This window comes from Photobacterium galatheae, assembly GCF_000695255.1.
GTDB classification, from domain to species: Bacteria; Pseudomonadota; Gammaproteobacteria; order Enterobacterales; family Vibrionaceae; genus Photobacterium; species Photobacterium galatheae.
In genome coordinates this window covers 1-18,284 of the sequence record NZ_JMIB01000057.1, presented here as the reverse complement: position 1 = coordinate 18,284, position 18,284 = coordinate 1, and the positions used below count along the sequence as shown (strand labels likewise).

Sequence of the window (18,284 nt, the reverse complement as noted above, 5' to 3'; positions counted from 1 at the left end):
GGGAATGACGGTAATTAGTTGATTTTGAGTGAGAATATATCAATTTTCATCGAGGGGTGTGTAGGACAGACAGGTACATACGGGAATGAATTGCTTCGAACGCATGATTAGATAATGCCTTAAGTAAGCCCTCACTTTAGTGGGGGCTTTTGCTTTGCGGTTTTGTTTCGATAACGGTGGTGCAATAGTTCACGGAAGGCTAAGCCTTGCCTTTCTGATGGTCTTCATTTTCTAGCGCTTTACGGGTGATCTCTTGGTACAGGTTGATCAGGCTCGCGGCCAGGCTTTGCCATTCGGGGTGGCGCTCCACAAGTGGCATGATACGTTGAGCATCGTCCAGGACTTCTTTGAGAAACTGAATATCAAGTTCATTCAGGGTTTCGCCATCATCGACCCGCTTTTTCATGGCTAATGCTCTGGGTAAGCGCTGGGATTCCATACGCTCAGCCAGTGCCTGTAAAATCCCAGCCTCTTTTTCTTTGCTATCCATGGAAATACCTGCAAATTGATAGAACAGATGACATGAGTGTAGTCACTGTTATTGGGGAAGTGCATGCCGGGTGATGAAATAGATAGCCAGTTGGCACAAGAATTCTGAGGGATTCACCGACGATAGACGCTGAGTGCCTTGCTCGCTGTTTGCTTGTATCTGGTATGCTATCTGTCAGTACAGAAACGAGGACATATCATGAGTGAGCAAGCGCTATCGCTGGTACTGGCACTGAATACTGAGATACCGGATCGTGAGGCGCAGATTAACGCGGCGGTGAAGGCGGCAGAGGCGCAGTTCCAGCCGTTGTTTTATGAACTGGCCTGGACAGATGACCCACACATGACGATTGTGCCAGACTCGATGGTGATCAAAGACATTGTGATTGAGGGGGCAAAGGTCACAGTGACTGTAGACTTTAGCTGGTCTGTGTTTCAGGCTTGTTTAATCGTCGAGAATCTTGCCAAAAACGAAGCGAAACTTCAGTTTGAACTGGCGGGTGATTCACTGGTGATGAATCAGGTTTTTCCGCCGCGCTGGCGTTACGATAACTGATCGCAGATCTGATGCTTTTAGACCAGGCATCTTAAAAACAGGCATCTTAAAAACAGGCATCTTAAAAACAGGCATCTTAAAAAACACGCCCCACAAGCTTCATGACTTGCGGGGCGTGTTTGCGATTGCGATGAGCCTTTATTCCATCACGGTTTCCGTGACCGATTTCTGTGTCTGCGGTTGTTTTTTCGGGGTGCGGAGCAGAAACACCAGGGGCACAGCCGCGAGTGTCACCCACATCATCAGCCGGAAGTCCTGCAAATATGCCAGTAATGCAGCCTGTTTTGTGACTTCACCGTTGACGGACATCAGCCCCTGCGGCGTCGACAGGTTGTATATTCCGGCATCCACGGCCTGATTCAGCGCAAAGTTGAAGGGCGTGATGTAAACGGCGAAGGCAGCATGGTTGGCCTGTGTCTGCTGAGCCAGATAGGTGATGACCACCGAGATACCAATACTGCTGCCGATGTTTCGCATCAGGCTGAACAGGGCGGTGCCTTCGCTACGGTACTTCGGGGCCAGTGTGGCAAAAGTCATCGTCGACAAGGGCACGAAAATAAAGCCCAGCCCCAGCCCTTGGATGATGCCAGTGCGGACAATGTCCCAGCCCGTAATGTTGAGATCAAACTGTGTTGTTTCCCAGAGTGACAGTGTCGTCAGCATCAGGCCGAGAAAAATTTTGTACCGGGGATCAACCCGCCCGGCCAGCTTCCCCACGGTCAGCATCGCCATCATGGTCCCGACACCGCGCGGGGCCAGCAGATAGCCGACATCCAGCACCGGATAACCCAGTAAGCTCTGCATGAAGGGGGGCAGCAGGGCCATGGTCGCGAGCAGGATAATCCCGACGATAAAGATAAAGAGCAGGCCAATCCGGAAGTTACTGTCGCTGAACAACCCCGGCTCGATAAACGGCGCTTTATGGGTAAACATATGCGCAATGAACAGGTAAAAACAGCTCCCGGCGATAATCGCTTCGATGACCACTTCCGGGCTGTCAAACCAGCCCTGCGATTCACCGCGGTCGAGCATCATCTGTAAGGCGCCAATCGCCAGACTGAGAATGGCAAAGCCAAACAGGTCAAATTTCCGTGATTTGTCGATAGCTGTTTCTTTCACATAGGCGGCAATGCCGAACCAGGCCAGCAAACCAAAAGGCAGGTTGATGTAAAACACCCAGCGCCAGTTGTAGTACTCGGTCAGCCAGCCGCCCAGTGACGGACCGAGAATGGGGCCAACCATGACGCCGACACCCCACATGGCCATGGCGGAACCATGTTGTTCGGTCGGATACGTATCAAGCAGCACCGCTTGAGACAGCGGAACCAGGCTGGCTCCGAATACCCCCTGCAGCAGGCGAAACAGCACCAGTTGTTCCAGCGACTGTGCGGCACCGCACAGCATCGAGGTGAGGGTAAAGCCGACCACCGACCACAGGAAAATGCGCTTCTGACCCAGATGGGCACTCAGAAAACCGGTGAGCGGCATACAGATGGCTGCTGCCACAATATAGGAAGTCAGTACCCATGAAATCTGGTCCTGCGTTGCGCCCATCGCCCCTTGCATATGCGGCAGGGCAACGTTGGCAATGGTGGTATCCAGCGCCTGCATGATGGTTGCCAGCATCACGGCAAGGGTGATGAAACCTCGGTTGGCTGGTTCAGCAGAAGCTGTACGAATATGCTGACTCATAAAGAGAGTCCGAGAAATTTGCGGCGGTATTCGGTATCAATTTCAACCACAGTACTCAGACCGGCCCGTAGCGCTGGGTTGTCTGCCTCCGGGGTGATGGCGATACGCACCGGAACACGCTGGGCGATTTTGACCCAGTTCCCCGTCGCATTCTGTGCCGGGATCACCGAGAATTCAGCACCGGTTGCCGGGCTGAGGCTGTCGACGATACCGGTCCATTTGGCATCCGGATAAGTATCCACATGAATGGTGACTTGCTGACCGGGTTTCACATGCGTCAGATCGGTTTCTGTAAAGTTGGCTTCGATCCATGGAGATGCACTGGCAACCAGTGACATCACGGTAACACCCGGGTTCAGGAATTGCCCCGGTTTCGGTGGCTGTCCGACAATGCCATCGACCGAGGCTTTGACTGTCGTGCGTTCCAGATCCAGTGTTGCCCGGTTGAACTGGGCAAGGGCTGCCCGGTATTTCGGATGAGATTCAATTGGGGTATCCAGACTGCCGCCCATGGTTTCGGCAATCCGTTTCAGATCCAGCGTCAGCGTGTTGATTTCCTGACGTGCGAGGTCCACGGACTGTTGTGCCAGATCGAAATTGGCGGTCGAGACATAGTTTTTCACGGCCAGATTTTTCTGACGCTTCAGTTCTTTTTCAGCAAACGCCAGTTTTGTGCGGGTCAGTGTGATTTCGGCCTGCTTTTCTTTGTAACTGGCTTTCAGGGCTGCCAGATCGGTTCGTACCTGTGCCAGATCGGCGTTTGCTTTTGCCACAGAGACTTCAAACGATGCCGGATCAATCTGAAAGAGCGGCTGGCCTGCGGCCACAGGCTGATTTTCTTTGACCATCACTCGCAGGACCGGCCCGGAGACTTCAGCGCTTACCGGCACTTTATCGGCTTTCACATAGGCGTTATCGGTTTCGACATACCGGCCACCTTTCAGATACATGACGCTACCGCTGAACAGAGCAATGGCGGGGACGACAACAAGCAGCAGAAAACGTTTCTTTGAACGTTTCGGAGGGGAACAGGTTTGTTCTGTTTGGGAAAGATTGCTCATGGGGAGTTCTCCTGATGATGGCGGGGTGTTTACAGTGATGTCAGGTTGTTGCGCATTTTCTGGAAGGCTGCACTTAATGTGGCGATCTCATTTTCGCTGAGTCCGGCCAGGGCATCTTGCTGAATGCTCTGAATGACGCGAAGGATTTCGTCCAGAATCGGTTGTGCCGTCGGCGACGGATAAAGCTGGTAGGCCCGTCGATCTTTCGGATCGGGACGGCGCTCAATCAGCTCGGCTTCCATCAGCAGGTCAATGATTCTGACCAGCGAGATCGGTTTGATCTCCAGCATGTCTGCCAGTTCGACCTGACGAATGCCTTCGAAACGGGCGATGTAATACAGTGCACGGGCTTGGGCCATCGTTAATGCCTGATCTTTAAAACGTTTCTTAAAGAGGTTTCTCATCAGGCGAGTCAGGTCGGTCATGGCAAAGCCAAAGGTATTCGGATTCATTCGGTCAGCCTCAATTAGTACGCATAGCGTATTATGTGCAAAGCTTACTAAAAATTTCAATCCGTAAGCAGAATGTTGATCCTGTCTGCGATTGTTCTGGCGAATGTTTGTTTTGGAGGGGAGTTAGGGTAAACCCGTGCCGTTTCAGGTTTGAACTGTCGAATGGTTTGTTGGGTTAGCGGCTTTGGAGAATCATGCTGCCTGTGGGCGCATGGGGTGCCAGAAACCAAGGGTGGGGGGTAACATCCATGCCGATCCGGCTTTCGTATTGCGCTTCTGCATCAAGCAATGGGGTGTAGTCCTTCATGGCCGCTTTGCTGGTGTAAACCAGCAGATAACAAACAGGTGTTTTGTAGTGTGTCAGTGGGATATCCAGCTCAAGCCTATCGGGTTCGTGAACTGAAAAAGGCCGGTAATGATAGTTTGTCAGGCTGTCAATCAGCAGAAAATCTTCCGAATAAAGCTGAACCTGAGGGGGGAAGACGGTCTGGCTGACGAGGCTGGTTAACAGAAGATCCTGTCGGCTGATGGTCGGGGTTAATTGAATCAGCTTGGTATAGCTGCGGCCAGAAGACAGTTCAATGATGACATCTTCGTGTGTGAGCCGGAAAAAAACCGGGAGTTCCTCACAGCAGGGCAAGGCGGGTAAGTGTCTGACTTCAGTAAAGAACCGAGTGGCGGTTGCCAGCTGTTGTCGGTCCTGTCGGGCCTGAGAAACACTGATGTTGATGACGCCGTTGACGGTGTTTGGCGTAAAGCTATCCGTCAGAGAACAAGCAGAGAGGGCTATGACCAGAAAGAGGGAAGAAAGAGTTCGCATGCCTGCCTCATGTCAGTCTGGATTTATGTTTAAACATAGCAGTTGTAAAGGCTGAACGTGATTGGAGCGGTGTCGTTCCCATTGCTGGCAATGTTGCCGATTTTCCCAATGGTGTTTGAATGTTTCCGCTCCCTCAGATGCTAGAGCTTGAATGTTTGATGGCAGTTTTTACATTTGTAACGTGCACGGCAGATGAGCTTTTCCCAAAGCGTTCGTTTGATACGGTAAATCTGTGGATTGTTGCAACACATGTTTGGCTCTCATCAGTTTTTATTTTGATGATCAGCAGATTACAGCCTGATATCTCGATAATTTGTGACATTCATCACCTTCGGATGAGAGGTGACATAAAGCTGACTTTATCGTGACATCATGTTGACGAATGGTGACAGACAACTGCTTTCACAACAGCCGCTTGCATGAAAAACAAGCGGCTCATGGGAGCGGATACGCCCTGACGACACTTCGCGACAGGACGAACAGAAAGGAAAAATTGGCAGTCAGTGGGGTCAGTTTTCTCCTGCCGATTGCGCATTTGAGCCGTGTTTATGATCCCAAAGCCAGCCAGAGGCCGACGCCCATCATGAGTGTACCCGCGATTCGGTTCATGAAACGAAGGTTGTCTCCCCGGCTGAGAAATAAACGCAGACTCTGACCACCGTTGGCATAGACCATCAGTGCGATGAACTCGGTCAGCAGGATAATACTCAGCAAACTCGTCATTTGTGGTGCGACTGGCAGTTCGGCATTGATAAAGGGTGGAAGCAGTGAAATCATAAATGCCCAGCCTTTGGGATTTGCGATTGCAGTGATAAAGCCTTGTGAGATGAGCTGCCCGCGCTGGGTGTTTGTGGGAGTGTCCAGATTTATCGACATTTTTCCGCGGTTGCGCCACAAACCGATACCCAGCCAGAACAGATAAGCCCCTCCGAGCCATTTCAGCAGATGAAAGAGCTGCGGATAGTTCAGCATGACTGCGGCAACACCCATGACAGCCGCAATGGCAACCAGCGCAACGCCCACCAGTTCACCTAACATCATCCAGAGTGTCCGTCTTACCCCAATACTCATGCCGAGCGTCATCGCGAGCGTCATACACATGCCGGGCGTGATAGAGACAAAGAAAAACGTCGGTATGAACGCCGTGAGTAAGGTGAAATCTAACATAAAACGAAGTGGCCTCAGGATGTGGGGTGTCGTAACGGAGCGCGAAGTATTCCGGCTTCCTCATAGACGAATCTGTCCTGTTCCATCTTATGTGAGTGATGATGAATTGAAAAGACACAAATGTTCAGTCTGATGTTCTGCGGGCTGCTTCAGATGCTCATTCCTGAGGGGAATCCGGGATGAGATGAAGTGTCAGGAATATTCACATGGTTGAATGGATCGTGTGCTTTTTAGACATTTACCGCATGGTATGCTGAAAAAATTCATACTTTGATGGCAAAGTGTTCACAATTAATATCACTGTTATTATATTGGTCTGACCGAGATGTAAACGGACTTATATGTGATGAAACTTTCCATAGCAAGGAAGCTTCGGGTCAGCTTCTTATTCTTGACTGCCTTGTTTCTTGCGGCAGCCATCCTGCTTTACTTTCAGATCACCAAGGTTGAAAACCATGCCAGCTCGTTGTTGAGTGTGGATTTACCAACAGTGGATGCCAGTCGTTCCATACAACAGAATGCTGAATTTTCTGTGTCGAGTTTGCGGGCATACATGCTGGCCGCAGATGAAACCCGGCAGGCGAAGTACCGGCAGCAGCTTGATGATGCTTTTGTCAAAGTCGATGCAGAGCTGGTTCGTCTGCAAAGTCATGTGACGCAGGCTCAGTTTGAGCAGGTGAAAGCCGACTGGAACACGCTGAAAACCAGTGCGCTGGCGGTCGCTGAACTCAGCCATCAGCCGGAAAACTTACCTGCGCATCATCAGTTACAATTTGAGGCTGCCCCTTTGGCTGAAGTAGCGCTGGATCAACTTCAGGGGATGATCAATGAGGAAGAAGGCAACCCAGAAGGTGAAGGACGCAAGCGCCTGATGAAACTGTATACCGATGCTTATACAACACTGTCGAATGGTCTGGGGGAACTGCGCGCATTTTTGATCAATGCAAATCAGGATAATCTGGACAAGTTCGAAGAGTATATGCGCGCACACAACCGTGCGGTGTCGGAAATTGAACGCAAAAAAGAGAACCTGACTGAAAGTCAGCAAGGGCTATGGTCCCTGTTTAAAGAAATGCAGGACTTATACCTGCCGATGGCGACAGATGTGGTGATGCAGCGTCAGGCGCAAGACTGGAATAAAGCCATTTATCTGATGGAAACAGAAACCTTGCTGGCGGTCGAACAGCTTGCACAAACCATTGAAGCGGTTGTGCGCGAGCAGCAGGCCGTCGCGGTACAGAGTGGAGAAGCCATTGGCAGCAGCGTACAGAAAGTTGTGATCTTGCTGATCGCGATCAGTGCGATTGCCAGCTTGTGTTCTTTCGTCATTGGAACCTGGTTAGGCCGGGATATCGGTTCGCGGCTGGGCCGGGTGGTTCAGCGGGCAGAGCAAATTTCTCACGGTGACTTTTCTGCGAAAGCAATGGAAAACAAAGGTTCGGATGAAATCGCATCTCTGATTGAGGCGGTGAATCGAATGTCTGTGTCGCTGTCCGGGCTGGTGACCGGGGTCTCGGACAAGGCGCAGGCCGTGAATGCCAGTATGGATAAACTGCTGGTTACCAATACGGATACCGCAGGTGAAGTGACTGAGCAGGCATCGCGGATCAGCTCAGTGGCGACTGCCATTGAAGAGATGACAGCGACGGCCCATGAAACAGCTCAGAATACCCAGTTGGCTTCAGAGGATCTGACACACTCGGCATCACTGCTGGCAAATGGGGAACAGGCCCTGATGCGTAATCATCAGACGGTTTCTGAGCTGAACACGCTGGTGGCTCAGGCCAGTGAGATGGTGTTGCAGCTCAGCGCTGACAGTGATCGGATTGAACATGTCACAGAAGTGATTCAGGGTGTTGCTGAACAGACAAACCTGCTGGCTCTGAATGCTGCGATTGAAGCCGCACGTGCCGGTGAACAGGGACGCGGTTTTGCCGTGGTGGCAGACGAAGTTCGCTTGCTGGCACAGCGGACGACGGATTCGACGACGGAGATCAATGCTATTGTGGATGCGATTCAGTCGTCAACTCAGCATGTGGTGAAAGTGATAGCGCAGAGTCAGTCTCTGGTGAAAGTGGGGACCGAACATACGGTGACAGCAACGGACATGCTGAAAGACTCGGTTCGTTATATGGAAGAGGTCTCGCAGAAGGTCAGCGATATCGCGGTTGCGACAGAGCAGCAGTCCAATGTGTCTCAGTCGGTGGCGGAGTTGGTCCACCAGCTATCGTCCTCTGCGGATGAAGTTTCAGGGAACTGCAGCGTTGCGAATCAGACATCGCAGTCGATTAAGTCTCAGGTGGATGATTTGAATCACGCCATGAAGCAATTTACCGTATAAAAAATTGTTTTGAATGTTCATAAACCCCTCGATGAAAACCGAGGGGTTTTTATTTTTAAATCAATCAATTATCTTCATTGCTTCGCAGGCGGGAATCCAGTGCCTTTTGTACTCGGATTCCTGATATGAGCTGTGTGTTTCTTTTTTGATTCATGCGTTTTTGGACACTTTCACGAAAACAGGTCTCGTACAACAAGTGCTATTTCTTGGCATGAGGCTTGTTTGTCGCGCTTAAGTTCGGTGTTTACCTCAGCATTTGCGAATGCGCGCCAGGTACTCTTTGTTGGCCCAAAGAGTACCCAGAAATGCCTTTTGTTCTTTGGTGTTGTCCGGGTCGGTTGTAGGCGTTCCCGACGCCGACAACCTAAAAATTCATCCATGAATTTTTCCCTTTGTAGGTGATCCCTTTTGATTTTTACTACCAAGATGCGATGTTCTCTTTTATAAAATCAAATGGTTACGTCATTCCCGCGCAGGCGGGAATCCACGGAGCACGAGATGAAAACTATCGACCAGATTTATTTTTTCCTTTATTTCCGTGTCGTTTGTCCCTGAAAGCCACTGGCTCCCCGCCTGCGCGGGGATGACAGGAGGGAGCAAGAGGGAAGGGTGACCCTCTCGCCAAGTCTGCGGATATTTCAGATGTGTTCAAGAGACAGCATTTTCGGCAGAGCCTCGTCGGTCAAGACGAGCACACAAACCAGGCACTGGCGCTTGCGGTGATGTAAGCTTCCTGATGCCATTCCAGAGGTTCCAGATACGGGGCCGTACGAATATCACCTTTGAATTTTTCTTTGATGAGCACCCGGACTTTCCCCTTGCTGGCATTTTGTACTGTGCCCCGATAGGTGTAACCCAGGCTGTTCCTGTCCGGTTTTTCATACAGGCAAACCCGCTCCCCGATGCTGGTGTAAATATGTTCACTTTCTTCTGTCCAGGTGCCATTGGTGCCTGGCACTTTGCGGGTCTCTGTCAGAATTACGGTTTCTGGGGGAACTTCGATCAGCTGGCGATCTGACGAAAAGGGCTGATAACCCAGTGCCATGGCAGCCAGATACCACTCGCTGTCGGGGGCCCCGTTATTTTCAATGACCTTCAGCGTAATAAAAGGGCCATCCAGACAGAGATCGGCCCATTGCTCTGTACTGCTGATGCTGGCGAAAAAGTACGGGCGTTCGTGATGGGTATTGGGTTCGGCAACGCACCAGGAACCGGAATCCAGATGAATCATCTGCCCGCCATTGCCGTTGCAGACCTGTTTCACCAGATTTTGATATTGTGCAATATCTTCGCGGGCTTGTGCCGGCGTATTGCTGCAATAGCGGTAAGCATAAGAATAGGCACTTTTCGGGTAATACTTGCCCTTGTCAATCACAGCACCATTCACGCGTGTTTCATTTTCCGATAAAAAATCCTGCGTGGTGCCATACATGCTGTACTGGCTGCTCAATCCAAGCGCTGCAGGCAGACTGCTGCAACCGGCCAGTCCTGTCATTGCGCCCCAGAAGATAAAAACACGGTAGGTGTGCTTTTGCATATTCTTATCACCTATCTCCTAACATGATGTTAAGTATAGGAAAAAGTACAGAAAAAGTGACGATCACAATGAAATGGCTGGCGCAGGTCAAATTTTGACCCAAAGGATTCGGGGCCAGGCTTGCTTTAGTCACAAAAATTTAAGCGGACTGTCATCTGCCTTGCCTAGCTTCAAAAGAGGTCAATTATAAATTTCTTCTTTGTCAATAATGGAGGATCTGTCCGTGAAGAGTCTCTTTCTGAGTACGTTTACAGCTGCAGTTGTTTTTGTCAGCACCTCTTTCAGCCTGCAGGCAGCATCCCGGGATTACATCAGTATTGTGGGATCCTCTACCGTCTATCCCTTCGCGACTGTGGTCGCGGAGCGCTTTGGCCGCGCCAGCAGTTATGCCGTGCCAAAAATCGAATCGACTGGTTCCGGCGGAGGATTGAAGCTTTTTTGTGCCGGGGTCGGTACGGATACGCCTGACATTACCAATGCATCACGGCGAATTAAGTCCTCTGAAGTGAGCCTGTGTCAAAAGAATGGTGTGAAGGAAATCGTAGAAGTCAAAATTGGCTACGACGGCATTGCCTTTGCCAATTCGAAAAAAGCGAAACAACTGGATCTCTCGATTAAAGATATTTATCTCGCTTTGGCTAAGGTTGTGCCGGATGAAAAAGGCCAGCTCATTGAAAATCCTTATCAAAGCTGGAACGAGGTGAATACGGCATTACCGAATATGCGTATTGAAGTGCTGGGACCACCCCCGACATCCGGGACAAGAGATGCGTTCGTTGAACTGGTGATGGAAAAAGGTTGTAGTGAATTTCCGGCGATTGCTGCACTGGAAAGCACGAACCCGGACAAGTTTAAAGCAGCATGCCAGGGGCTCCGTGAAGATGGCGTATTCATCGAAGCAGGTGAAAACGATAACCTGATTGTGCAGAAGCTGGATGTCAATCCGGATGCCTTTGGCATTTTTGGTTATAGCTTCTTGGATCAGAACAGCGATAAAGTTCAGGGCTCAAAAATCGGTGGGGTTTTACCTTCCTTTGACACCATCGGCGATGGCTCTTATCCAGTGTCCCGTTCACTGTATTTCTACGTGAAAAAGGCCCATATCGGTGTTGTGCCGGGTTTGAAAGCTTACGTTGCCGAATTTACGTCTGAAGATGCGATCGGCGAAGAGGGCTATCTCACCGATCGCGGTCTGATCCCGCTGGCACCAAATGAGTGGCAGACCGTCCGGGCAGATGCTGAATCAATGAAAAACAATGTGAACTGATCAGGAGAGTGCTGATGCAGTCGGGAATTCTCGTTGCGATTTTGCTTTTGTCTGTCATTGGTTTCTGGTTGACCCGCCATCGTGCAGCGATGATGTCGCGCGGATTGCCAAAGCACAATGCAAGGCACACTATGCATGGCGGCAGCATGCATTCCCGGCCCGTGTATTACGGGACCTATACGGCCATGCTGGCATTGATTCCTGCACTGTTGCTACTCCTGCTTTGGTCAATGCTTGAACCGGTGATATTGCATGGTTTTATCCTAAGCGGGTTGCCGGAAACAGAAACACTGACTGAAGCCCGACAGGATCTCATGGTCAGCCGGGTCGAGAATATTGCATTGGGTTACGGCCAAAGTGATGACCCTGTGCTCTTGCAGGCCGCTGAGCGCTGGCGTCAGTTCAGTCAAATCAGTCTGACGCTGAAAGTTGTCGCGGTGGGTCTTGTGTCTGTATTCGGACTGGTGTTGGGCTGGCGTCAGGTCAAGCCGCATGTGAAAGCCAGGGTCGCTGTGGAAAACATGCTGCAAGCCCTTTTAATTGCCTGTTCTGTCATCGCGATTCTGACCACTGTGGGTATTTTACTCTCTGTGTTGTTTGAAGCGATTCGGTTTTTTCAGTTGATCCCGGTGACTGAGTTTCTCTTTGGAACTCATTGGTCACCACAGATTGCCATTCGGGCGGATCAACAAGGTGCCAGCGGTGCCTTCGGGGCGATTCCGTTGTTTGCCGGCACCTTTATGATTTCTCTGATCGCTATGTGCATTGCTGCGCCCGTTGGCCTGATGAGCGCGATTTATCTGTCTGAATATGCCTCCTCCCGGGTACGGCATATTGTCAAACCCGTGCTAGAGATTCTGGCTGGGATTCCGACCGTGGTCTACGGTTTTTTCGCCGCGCTGATCGTGGCGCCTATGATCCGAAATCTGGCACATGCGATTGGGTTTGAAAGTGCTTCGTCTGAAAGTGCGCTGGCAGCGGGCGCGATCATGGGGATGATGATCATCCCTTTTGTTTCATCCTTGTCGGATGACGTGATTCGGGCGGTCCCGAAGGACCTGCGCGATGGGGCACTCAGTCTGGGGGCCACCCAGTCTGAAACCATCACGAAAGTCGTATTACCGGCGGCTTTGCCGGGGATCGTTGGTGGTTTGCTCCTGGCAGTTTCCAGAGCGATTGGTGAAACCATGATTGTTGTCATGGCTGCGGGCCTGTCTGCACGGCTGACCGTGAATCCACTGGAGTCTGTGACCACAGTGACTGTTCAGATTGTGACTTTGCTGGTTGGGGATCAGGAATTTGACAGTCCGAAAACGCTGGCGGCATTTGCCCTCGGTCTGACGTTATTTCTGGTCACACTGGCCCTGAACTTTGTCGCATTGCGCATTGTGAAAAAATACAGGGAGCAATATGACTGACCAAATGGCGGCGTACACGGCGGATAAAGCCCGGCGTATTCAATTGTCACTGGCGAAGCGACGCAATCGTGAGTGGCGTTTTCGTGTCATGGGGGTTGCTTCGATCCTTGTGGCTTTCGCTTTTTTGCTCGGGCTGATGATATCGATTGTGTTGCAGGGATATACAGCCTTTCTGTCGACAGAAATAAAACTCACCGTTGATCTGACACCGGCGGCTTTAGGTTTGCCGAAAACGCCAGATGGTGAAAACGGTTTGTATCTTAAAAAGAGCCTGGAAAACGTGTCTTATCGGCGTGTGTTACGACAGGCGATTCGGGCAGAATTTCCTGAAATCACGGAGCGTCGTCATCAGCGAACACTGTATCAATTCATTTCGAACAGCGCTGAATATGATTTTCGTGACAGGATCATTTCTAATCCATCATTGGTCGGCGGAAAAAGAGACATCTGGGTTCTGGCGGGTGATGATGTGAATCAGTATCAAAAAGGCAATATTTCCAGAGACTTGCCGGAAGAATCGCGTCAGTTTAAGGATCATCAGGTGAACTGGTATAACAGCTTGCTTGATCAGGACAAGATCCGAACAGTGTTGAATCGTCATTTTTTTTCTCGTGGCGACAGCCGGGATCCGGAATCGGCCGGCATTCTGGGAGCTACAGTCGGGTCTTTTTATACATTGTTGGTGACTTTTCTTCTGAGTTTTCCCATTGGCGTGGCGGCAGCCATTTATCTGGAAGAGTTTGCCCCGAAAAACAAAATTACCGATTTCATCGAAATCAACATCAATAATCTGGCCGCAGTGCCTTCGATTGTGTTTGGTTTACTGGGCTTGGCGGTTTTTTTGAATTTTGTCGGTTTGCCTCGCTCGGCACCGGTTGTGGGTGGTCTGGTACTAGCCCTGATGACGTTGCCAACGATTATTATTTCCAGCCGTGCAGCGATTAAATCGGTGGCCCCTTCGATTCGGGATGCCGCCTATGGAATGGGAGCATCGAAAATGCAAGTGGTGATGCACCATGTTGTGCCACTTGCCATGCCTGGCATGCTGACCGGTGCCATTATCGGTATGGCTCAGGCGCTGGGAGAAACTGCGCCATTGTTGATGATTGGGATGGTTGCTTTTATTGTCGAGATTCCGAACGGCCCTTTTGATGCGGCGACAGCATTACCTGTGCAGATTTTTCTCTGGGCTGATAATCCGGAGCGTGGCTTTGTTGAAAATACCTCTGGGGCCATCATGATATTGCTGGCCTTTCTTATTCTGATGAATTCTGCTGCGTTGCTGCTTCGTAAACGGCTGGAGCGTCAATCAGCATGATGTGAGGTCGCTATGAGTCAGATTGGACCGATACCTGCGTTTGGGCAACCGCCAGAACAAGCGGCTGAAATGACCAGCCTGCCGACAGAAACCTGTGGTGTCTGTTTTGTGGATGATCCGGTTATGACCACCCGGAATGTGAACGTTTTTTATGGGGAGAAGCTGGCCATTGATAACGTTAGCCTGGATATTGGTAAGAAACAGGTGTTGGCGATGATTGGCCCTTCTGGCTGTGGTAAATCTACATTTCTGCGCTGTCTGAACCGGATGAATGACACCATCGACAGTTGCAGGATTGAAGGGCGTATTGCGCTGGATGATGAAGATATTTATCAGCCCGAGACAGAAACGGTTGTACTCAGAGCAAGAGTGGGCATGGTTTTTCAGCGTCCTAACCCTTTCCCGAAGTCGATTTTTGACAACATTGCGTATGGCCCTCGCATTCACGGACTGGTGGATCATCAAGATGAGCTGGATGAAATCGTGATGCTATCGCTGCAAAAAGCGGGCTTATGGGATGAAGTCAAAGATCGCCTGACACAACCTGCCACTGGGCTGTCTGGCGGACAACAACAGCGACTCTGCATTGCCAGAACGATTGCCATCAGTCCGGAAGTGGTTTTAATGGATGAACCCTGTTCTGCCTTAGATCCAATTGCGACCGGTGTGATTGAATCTCTGATGAAGGAACTGAAAGAGAATTTCAGTATTGTGATTGTGACGCACTCCATGTCTCAGGCTTCACGCATTTCAGACCGAACCGCATATTTTCATCTGGGAAAGCTTGTGGAAGTCGGCGTGACAGAGAAGATTTTCAAACAGCCTGAGCATGAATTAACACGTTCCTATATTTCCGGACACTTTGGCTGATTCAGGCAGAATACGGTTTGGCTGGAAACCGTATTCTGTTTTACTCAGGTTCAACAGCTTCTGTGAAACCTTATTTTGTCAGTACCTGATCCAGCCACTGGTCAAAGCGAGATTTCGGCAGCGCGCCATTTAGCGTATCGATCAGTTGACCTTGTCTGAATACCATAATGGTTGGAATACTGCGAATACGGTACTGAACGGCCAGTTCCTGTTGCGATTCGGTATCAATCCTTACAAAACGAACCTGGTCTTTGCGATCTGCGGCCACGTCTTCAAAAATTGGTGTGAAACCCACACAGGGATGACACCAAGGGGCCCAAAAATCGACGACAACAGGTTGCTCACTTTGCAGTAAGGCCTGGAAATTTTCTGAGGTCGCATCGACAGGCTTACCATCAAGCAGAGATTCTTTACAGGCACCGCAGGTTGCTTTGTCATGAATGCGTTCAACCGGGAGACGGTTCAGTCCTTGGCAATGCGGGCATCGGGTCGTAATTGTTGACATTGTTATCTTCCATTGGTTGCAGGGATAAACTCAATGTACTGATTTTAGACGGATCAGAAAAGAGGGAAATGACAATTCGTGTAATCGGAAAAAACAATTTGAAGCGATGGAAGAGACGGAAAAAAACGGAAGTGAAATGTTTCATAGGCTAATGCCTTCTCAGTACATTAGCCTTGATGAGTCAGTTTAGGATCAACAACTTTTGTTTTTGCCGGGATTAGTGGAGCAGACCCAGCTCTTTGGCTTCCTCAATGGTTAGCCCGCATTCGCGGATATCACGGAGCATTTCAATACGACGTCGTGCAGCAGCTTGTTGTTGTTTGTTCCCTGAAGCCTTTGCCGGAGACGCCGTTTCGTCTTGCTGATCCCACTTGCTAGTGGCATCAGCCATGTCAGAAAAATCAAGTGAGTTGATAGACACAATTACCTCCTAAAAGCACTATGCGTCGAGATCAGGCATATCTTTATCAGAGCTTTCTCCTTGCTTCAAAGCAGATAAGTCGTGCTTTGTGAGCAAAAGCGTATTTGCGAGAGGAAGTCGCCAATAGAATAAAATACTGCTTTGACAGACGATCATTTCGGAGTATCTTCCGCCTTTTGGGTCTGTGAATGGCGCGATGAAGAAATCATCGGAATGGGTCAAAAAAAGCCAGTGTTGAAACTGGCTTTTGTGGGGCGCTGAGTTCAGCAGATCCGATCAACTGAACGCAATCGGTCAACTTAACGCAACTGGGCGACAACTGCGCGTATGGCAGCCAGTACGTCCTGACCGAAAGCCAGGCTGCGTTCCGGCGACCAGCCGTAGAAGGCATCTGGTTGCACGTTGTGGTCTTTAAATGGCATTTCTACCGTGTATGCCAGGCACTGAAATTGTTCTCCAACCCAGGCGGTCGCCATGCTTAAATTAGCCTGTCCCGGGGCATCTTTATCGTAGCCATGTTCATCCTGAAACTCTGGCGTAATGGTCAGTAACGCCTGTTTGAAGTTGTTTTCCAGGGTGGCATGCCGTTCATCATAGGACGGAATCCCTTCACAGCCCGCGACAAAGTTATAGGGAATGGCTTCATCGCCGTGAATATCCAGAAACAGATCCACGCCTGTTTCTAACATCCGTTCGCGTACCAGAAAGACTTCCGGGCTTTTTTCCATAGACGGCGACAACCATTCGCGATTCAGGTTGATCCCCGCGGCGTTCGTTCTCAGGTGGCCGCGAATACTGCCGTCCGGATTCATGTTCGGCACAATGTAAAAGACGGCTTCGTCAAGCAGTGCACGTCCGACGGTGTCCGTTTCATCCAGCAGGCGCTGTAACAGACCTTCTATGAACCACTCAGCCATCGTTTCACCTGGATGCTGGCGGCCAATGATCCAGATTTTCCTTTTTGAATCATCTGGTTCACCAATTGTCAGCAAACTGATGTCATTGTTATCTAAAGTGCTGCCCAGTGTTTCCAGTTCGCAATTGAAATTCATTTGCGCCTGATGCAGCAGATCCAGATGGCGGTCATAGGAATAAGGCGCAAAGTAAGCGAAATACATGGAACGTTGTTCCGGGATCACCTGAAAACGCAGGGTATCACCATCGAACTGGGCTGGCAGACGAAACCATTCTTCCCGATCATACGAAGCGACAACATCGTAGTCTTTCCAGCCTTCAGGATAGGCAGATGTTGCTAAATTCTGTAATGCGAAGCTGTGTTCAATCTGTGCCTGGCTTTCCAGGCGGAAGTAAAACCACTGGTAAAACTCAGACTGGTTGTCCTTGTTGATTTCAAGCTGGATATCATTGGGTTGTTCGGCCTTCACAATACGAATATTGCCACTTTCGAAATTACTGAAAATTTTCATCACACTGAACCTTGTCAGACAAATGGATAGCACAACTATAGCCAGTCTCACGGCAAGCCGTTAAGCTGGGTGCACGTAGTATAAGACGACAGGCTGTGAAAAGGTGAGCTTACATTATTCATCCCGTGCACTGATTCAGGTACAGGATAAGATACTTTTAGTCAGACGGATTGGAGAGCGTATGAGCTTTCTGCCCGGTGGTCATGTGGAACTGGGGGAAGCTGCTGCGACGGCATTGGTCAGAGAAATTGCAGAGGAAACCGGGTTGAACGTGATTGTCGGGTCGCTAATCGGTGTGGCTGAAAATGACTGGCTGGAGGGCGGCCAACCGCAGGCTGAAATTGCACTCGTGTTTCGGGCCAAGCTGGAAGGGATATCTGAAGCGTTGAAGGTCGAGTCAAAAGAACCGCATCTGGAATTTTTCTGGGCTGAGGTGGCAGCATTAGATGAATACCAGTTATATCCTGTCGCATTGCGAGATCTGATTCGGGGTGGTATGCACCATTATCAGGGTTTTGTGGCATCCGATCTGGATAAATAGCTCATATTCTTACCAAAAAGGTTCGATTCGAATCAGTCAAAAGAGACTTTGATGGCTTATTGAGCACTTGACCTTTTTTTACTTTACAGCCCGGCCAGCAACACGTATTATTCGCCGCACTTACGGAGAGATGGCTGAGTGGTTGAAAGCACCGGTCTTGAAAACCGGCATACGTTAATAGCGTATCTAGGGTTCAAATCCCTATCTCTCCGCCACATTCGAAGAAACCGCTGAACTTTCAGCGGTTTTTTTTCATCTGCGTTTTCGTAAGAACAGCGGCACGATGAGATAGGGTGAAGAACCCTAGTGGGGGTTCAGCCGAGCGAAGCGAGACCACGTTGCCTTTAGGCAACGCCCGAAGGGGCGCGAGCTTGCGAGCGATAAATCCCTATCTCTCCGCCA

Annotated in this window: 17 protein-coding genes, 1 tRNA gene and 1 other RNA gene; 9 read left to right on the top strand and 10 right to left on the bottom strand. The window is 50.1% G+C overall.

The genetic code is table 11. The features are described from left to right. Positions 1-199 precede the first annotated feature (199 nt). The gene (locus EA58_RS20545) at positions 200-490 is read right to left on the bottom strand and encodes a hypothetical protein (protein ID WP_036757501.1); all 291 of its coding nucleotides are present in this window, start codon (positions 488-490) and stop codon (positions 200-202) included. Positions 491-688: 198 nt separating this feature from the next. Between EA58_RS20545 and EA58_RS20540 the strand changes: the two genes are divergently transcribed. Further along, complete coding sequence (locus EA58_RS20540; protein ID WP_036757499.1) at positions 689-1,045, top strand: hypothetical protein; 357 nt, start codon at positions 689-691, stop codon at positions 1,043-1,045. Positions 1,046-1,183: 138 nt separating this feature from the next. Here EA58_RS20540 and EA58_RS20535 read toward each other — a convergent pair whose 3' ends face one another. The 5 genes from EA58_RS20535 to EA58_RS20515 form a co-directional block, all read right to left on the bottom strand. Then, on the bottom strand, positions 1,184-2,737 hold the full coding sequence (locus EA58_RS20535; RefSeq protein WP_036757495.1) for a DHA2 family efflux MFS transporter permease subunit: 1,554 nt from the start codon (positions 2,735-2,737) through the stop codon (positions 1,184-1,186). Next, a complete protein-coding gene (locus tag EA58_RS20530; RefSeq protein WP_036757492.1) occupies positions 2,734-3,798 on the bottom strand; it encodes an HlyD family secretion protein in 1,065 nt (354 codons plus the stop codon). Before EA58_RS20530 ends, EA58_RS20535 begins: the two co-directional genes overlap by 4 nt. Before the next feature lie 29 nt (positions 3,799-3,827). After that, positions 3,828-4,250, bottom strand: a complete 423-nt coding sequence (locus EA58_RS20525; protein WP_036757489.1) for a MarR family winged helix-turn-helix transcriptional regulator — start codon at positions 4,248-4,250, stop codon at positions 3,828-3,830. A 175-nt stretch (positions 4,251-4,425) separates the two neighbouring features. After that, a complete protein-coding gene (locus EA58_RS20520) occupies positions 4,426-5,070 on the bottom strand; it encodes a MalM family protein (protein WP_036757486.1) in 645 nt (214 codons plus the stop codon). Between the two features lie 546 nt (positions 5,071-5,616). After that, positions 5,617-6,237, bottom strand: a complete 621-nt coding sequence (locus EA58_RS20515; RefSeq protein WP_036757482.1) for a LysE family translocator — start codon at positions 6,235-6,237, stop codon at positions 5,617-5,619. A 346-nt stretch (positions 6,238-6,583) separates the two neighbouring features. Between EA58_RS20515 and EA58_RS20510 the strand changes: the two genes are divergently transcribed. Then, a complete protein-coding gene (locus EA58_RS20510; RefSeq protein ID WP_036757479.1) occupies positions 6,584-8,578 on the top strand; it encodes a methyl-accepting chemotaxis protein in 1,995 nt (664 codons plus the stop codon). Positions 8,579-9,260: 682 nt separating this feature from the next. On the opposite strand, the gene EA58_RS20505 is transcribed toward EA58_RS20510, so the two are convergent. Continuing rightward, positions 9,261-10,115, bottom strand: coding sequence for a hypothetical protein (locus tag EA58_RS20505; RefSeq protein ID WP_036757477.1), 855 nt, complete (start codon positions 10,113-10,115; stop codon positions 9,261-9,263). A gap of 208 nt (positions 10,116-10,323) precedes the next feature. Here EA58_RS20505 and EA58_RS20500 point away from each other — a divergent pair, with 208 nt between their 5' ends. The 4 genes from EA58_RS20500 to pstB all read left to right on the top strand — a co-directional run bounded on the left by EA58_RS20500 (position 10,324) and on the right by pstB (position 14,988). Beyond that, the gene (locus tag EA58_RS20500) at positions 10,324-11,382 is read left to right on the top strand and encodes a substrate-binding domain-containing protein (protein WP_051642305.1); all 1,059 of its coding nucleotides are present in this window, start codon (positions 10,324-10,326) and stop codon (positions 11,380-11,382) included. A gap of 14 nt (positions 11,383-11,396) precedes the next feature. Then, entirely contained in the window at positions 11,397-12,800 is a 1,404-nt protein-coding gene (pstC, locus tag EA58_RS20495; protein ID WP_036757474.1) for a phosphate ABC transporter permease subunit PstC, read from the top strand. Continuing rightward, on the top strand, positions 12,793-14,118 hold the full coding sequence (pstA, locus tag EA58_RS20490; RefSeq protein ID WP_036757472.1) for a phosphate ABC transporter permease PstA: 1,326 nt from the start codon (positions 12,793-12,795) through the stop codon (positions 14,116-14,118). The genes pstC and pstA overlap by 8 nt, the downstream gene beginning before the upstream one ends. Positions 14,119-14,241: 123 nt before the next feature. Beyond that, entirely contained in the window at positions 14,242-14,988 is a 747-nt protein-coding gene (gene pstB / locus EA58_RS20485) for a phosphate ABC transporter ATP-binding protein PstB (protein WP_235199668.1), read from the top strand. Between the two features lie 70 nt (positions 14,989-15,058). Here the strand turns inward: pstB and trxC are convergent, their stop codons facing one another. The 3 genes from trxC to EA58_RS20470 all read right to left on the bottom strand — a co-directional run bounded on the left by trxC (position 15,059) and on the right by EA58_RS20470 (position 17,341). Then, positions 15,059-15,493: a thioredoxin TrxC gene (trxC, locus tag EA58_RS20480; protein WP_036757470.1), complete on the bottom strand. Its 435-nt coding sequence runs from the start codon at positions 15,491-15,493 to the stop codon at positions 15,059-15,061. A 217-nt stretch (positions 15,494-15,710) separates the two neighbouring features. After that, positions 15,711-15,914 carry a hypothetical protein gene (locus EA58_RS20475; RefSeq protein ID WP_036757467.1) on the bottom strand — a complete coding sequence of 68 codons (204 nt, stop codon included), beginning with the start codon at positions 15,912-15,914 and terminating at the stop codon, positions 15,711-15,713. Positions 15,915-16,213: 299 nt separating this feature from the next. Continuing rightward, positions 16,214-17,341, bottom strand: a complete 1,128-nt coding sequence (locus EA58_RS20470) for a M14 family metallopeptidase (RefSeq protein WP_036757464.1) — start codon at positions 17,339-17,341, stop codon at positions 16,214-16,216. 103 nt (positions 17,342-17,444) lie between these two features. On the opposite strand from EA58_RS20470, the gene EA58_RS20465 reads away from it, so the two are divergent. The 3 genes from EA58_RS20465 to EA58_RS21480 all read left to right on the top strand — a co-directional run bounded on the left by EA58_RS20465 (position 17,445) and on the right by EA58_RS21480 (position 18,284). Further along, on the top strand, positions 17,445-17,882 hold the full coding sequence (locus EA58_RS20465; protein WP_152548139.1) for an NUDIX domain-containing protein: 438 nt from the start codon (positions 17,445-17,447) through the stop codon (positions 17,880-17,882). A 124-nt stretch (positions 17,883-18,006) separates the two neighbouring features. Then, positions 18,007-18,097, top strand: a tRNA-Ser gene (locus EA58_RS20460). Positions 18,098-18,155: 58 nt separating this feature from the next. Continuing rightward, positions 18,156-18,284: non-coding RNA, RtT sRNA (locus EA58_RS21480), on the top strand.

Coding starts and splice junctions, on each gene's coding strand:
- EA58_RS20545 (WP_036757501.1), bottom strand. CDS start 490: ATGGATAGCAAAGAAAAAGAGGCTGGGATTTTACAGGCACTGGCTGAG.
- EA58_RS20540 (WP_036757499.1), top strand. CDS start 689: ATGAGTGAGCAAGCGCTATCGCTGGTACTGGCACTGAATACTGAGATA.
- EA58_RS20535 (WP_036757495.1), bottom strand. CDS start 2,737: ATGAGTCAGCATATTCGTACAGCTTCTGCTGAACCAGCCAACCGAGGT.
- EA58_RS20530 (WP_036757492.1), bottom strand. CDS start 3,798: ATGAGCAATCTTTCCCAAACAGAACAAACCTGTTCCCCTCCGAAACGT.
- EA58_RS20525 (WP_036757489.1), bottom strand. CDS start 4,250: ATGAATCCGAATACCTTTGGCTTTGCCATGACCGACCTGACTCGCCTG.
- EA58_RS20520 (WP_036757486.1), bottom strand. CDS start 5,070: ATGCGAACTCTTTCTTCCCTCTTTCTGGTCATAGCCCTCTCTGCTTGT.
- EA58_RS20515 (WP_036757482.1), bottom strand. CDS start 6,237: ATGTTAGATTTCACCTTACTCACGGCGTTCATACCGACGTTTTTCTTT.
- EA58_RS20510 (WP_036757479.1), top strand. CDS start 6,584: ATGAAACTTTCCATAGCAAGGAAGCTTCGGGTCAGCTTCTTATTCTTG.
- EA58_RS20505 (WP_036757477.1), bottom strand. CDS start 10,115: ATGCAAAAGCACACCTACCGTGTTTTTATCTTCTGGGGCGCAATGACA.
- EA58_RS20500 (WP_051642305.1), top strand. CDS start 10,324: ATGGAGGATCTGTCCGTGAAGAGTCTCTTTCTGAGTACGTTTACAGCT.
- pstC (WP_036757474.1), top strand. CDS start 11,397: ATGCAGTCGGGAATTCTCGTTGCGATTTTGCTTTTGTCTGTCATTGGT.
- pstA (WP_036757472.1), top strand. CDS start 12,793: ATGACTGACCAAATGGCGGCGTACACGGCGGATAAAGCCCGGCGTATT.
- pstB (WP_235199668.1), top strand. CDS start 14,242: ATGACCACCCGGAATGTGAACGTTTTTTATGGGGAGAAGCTGGCCATT.
- trxC (WP_036757470.1), bottom strand. CDS start 15,493: ATGTCAACAATTACGACCCGATGCCCGCATTGCCAAGGACTGAACCGT.
- EA58_RS20470 (WP_036757464.1), bottom strand. CDS start 17,341: ATGAAAATTTTCAGTAATTTCGAAAGTGGCAATATTCGTATTGTGAAG.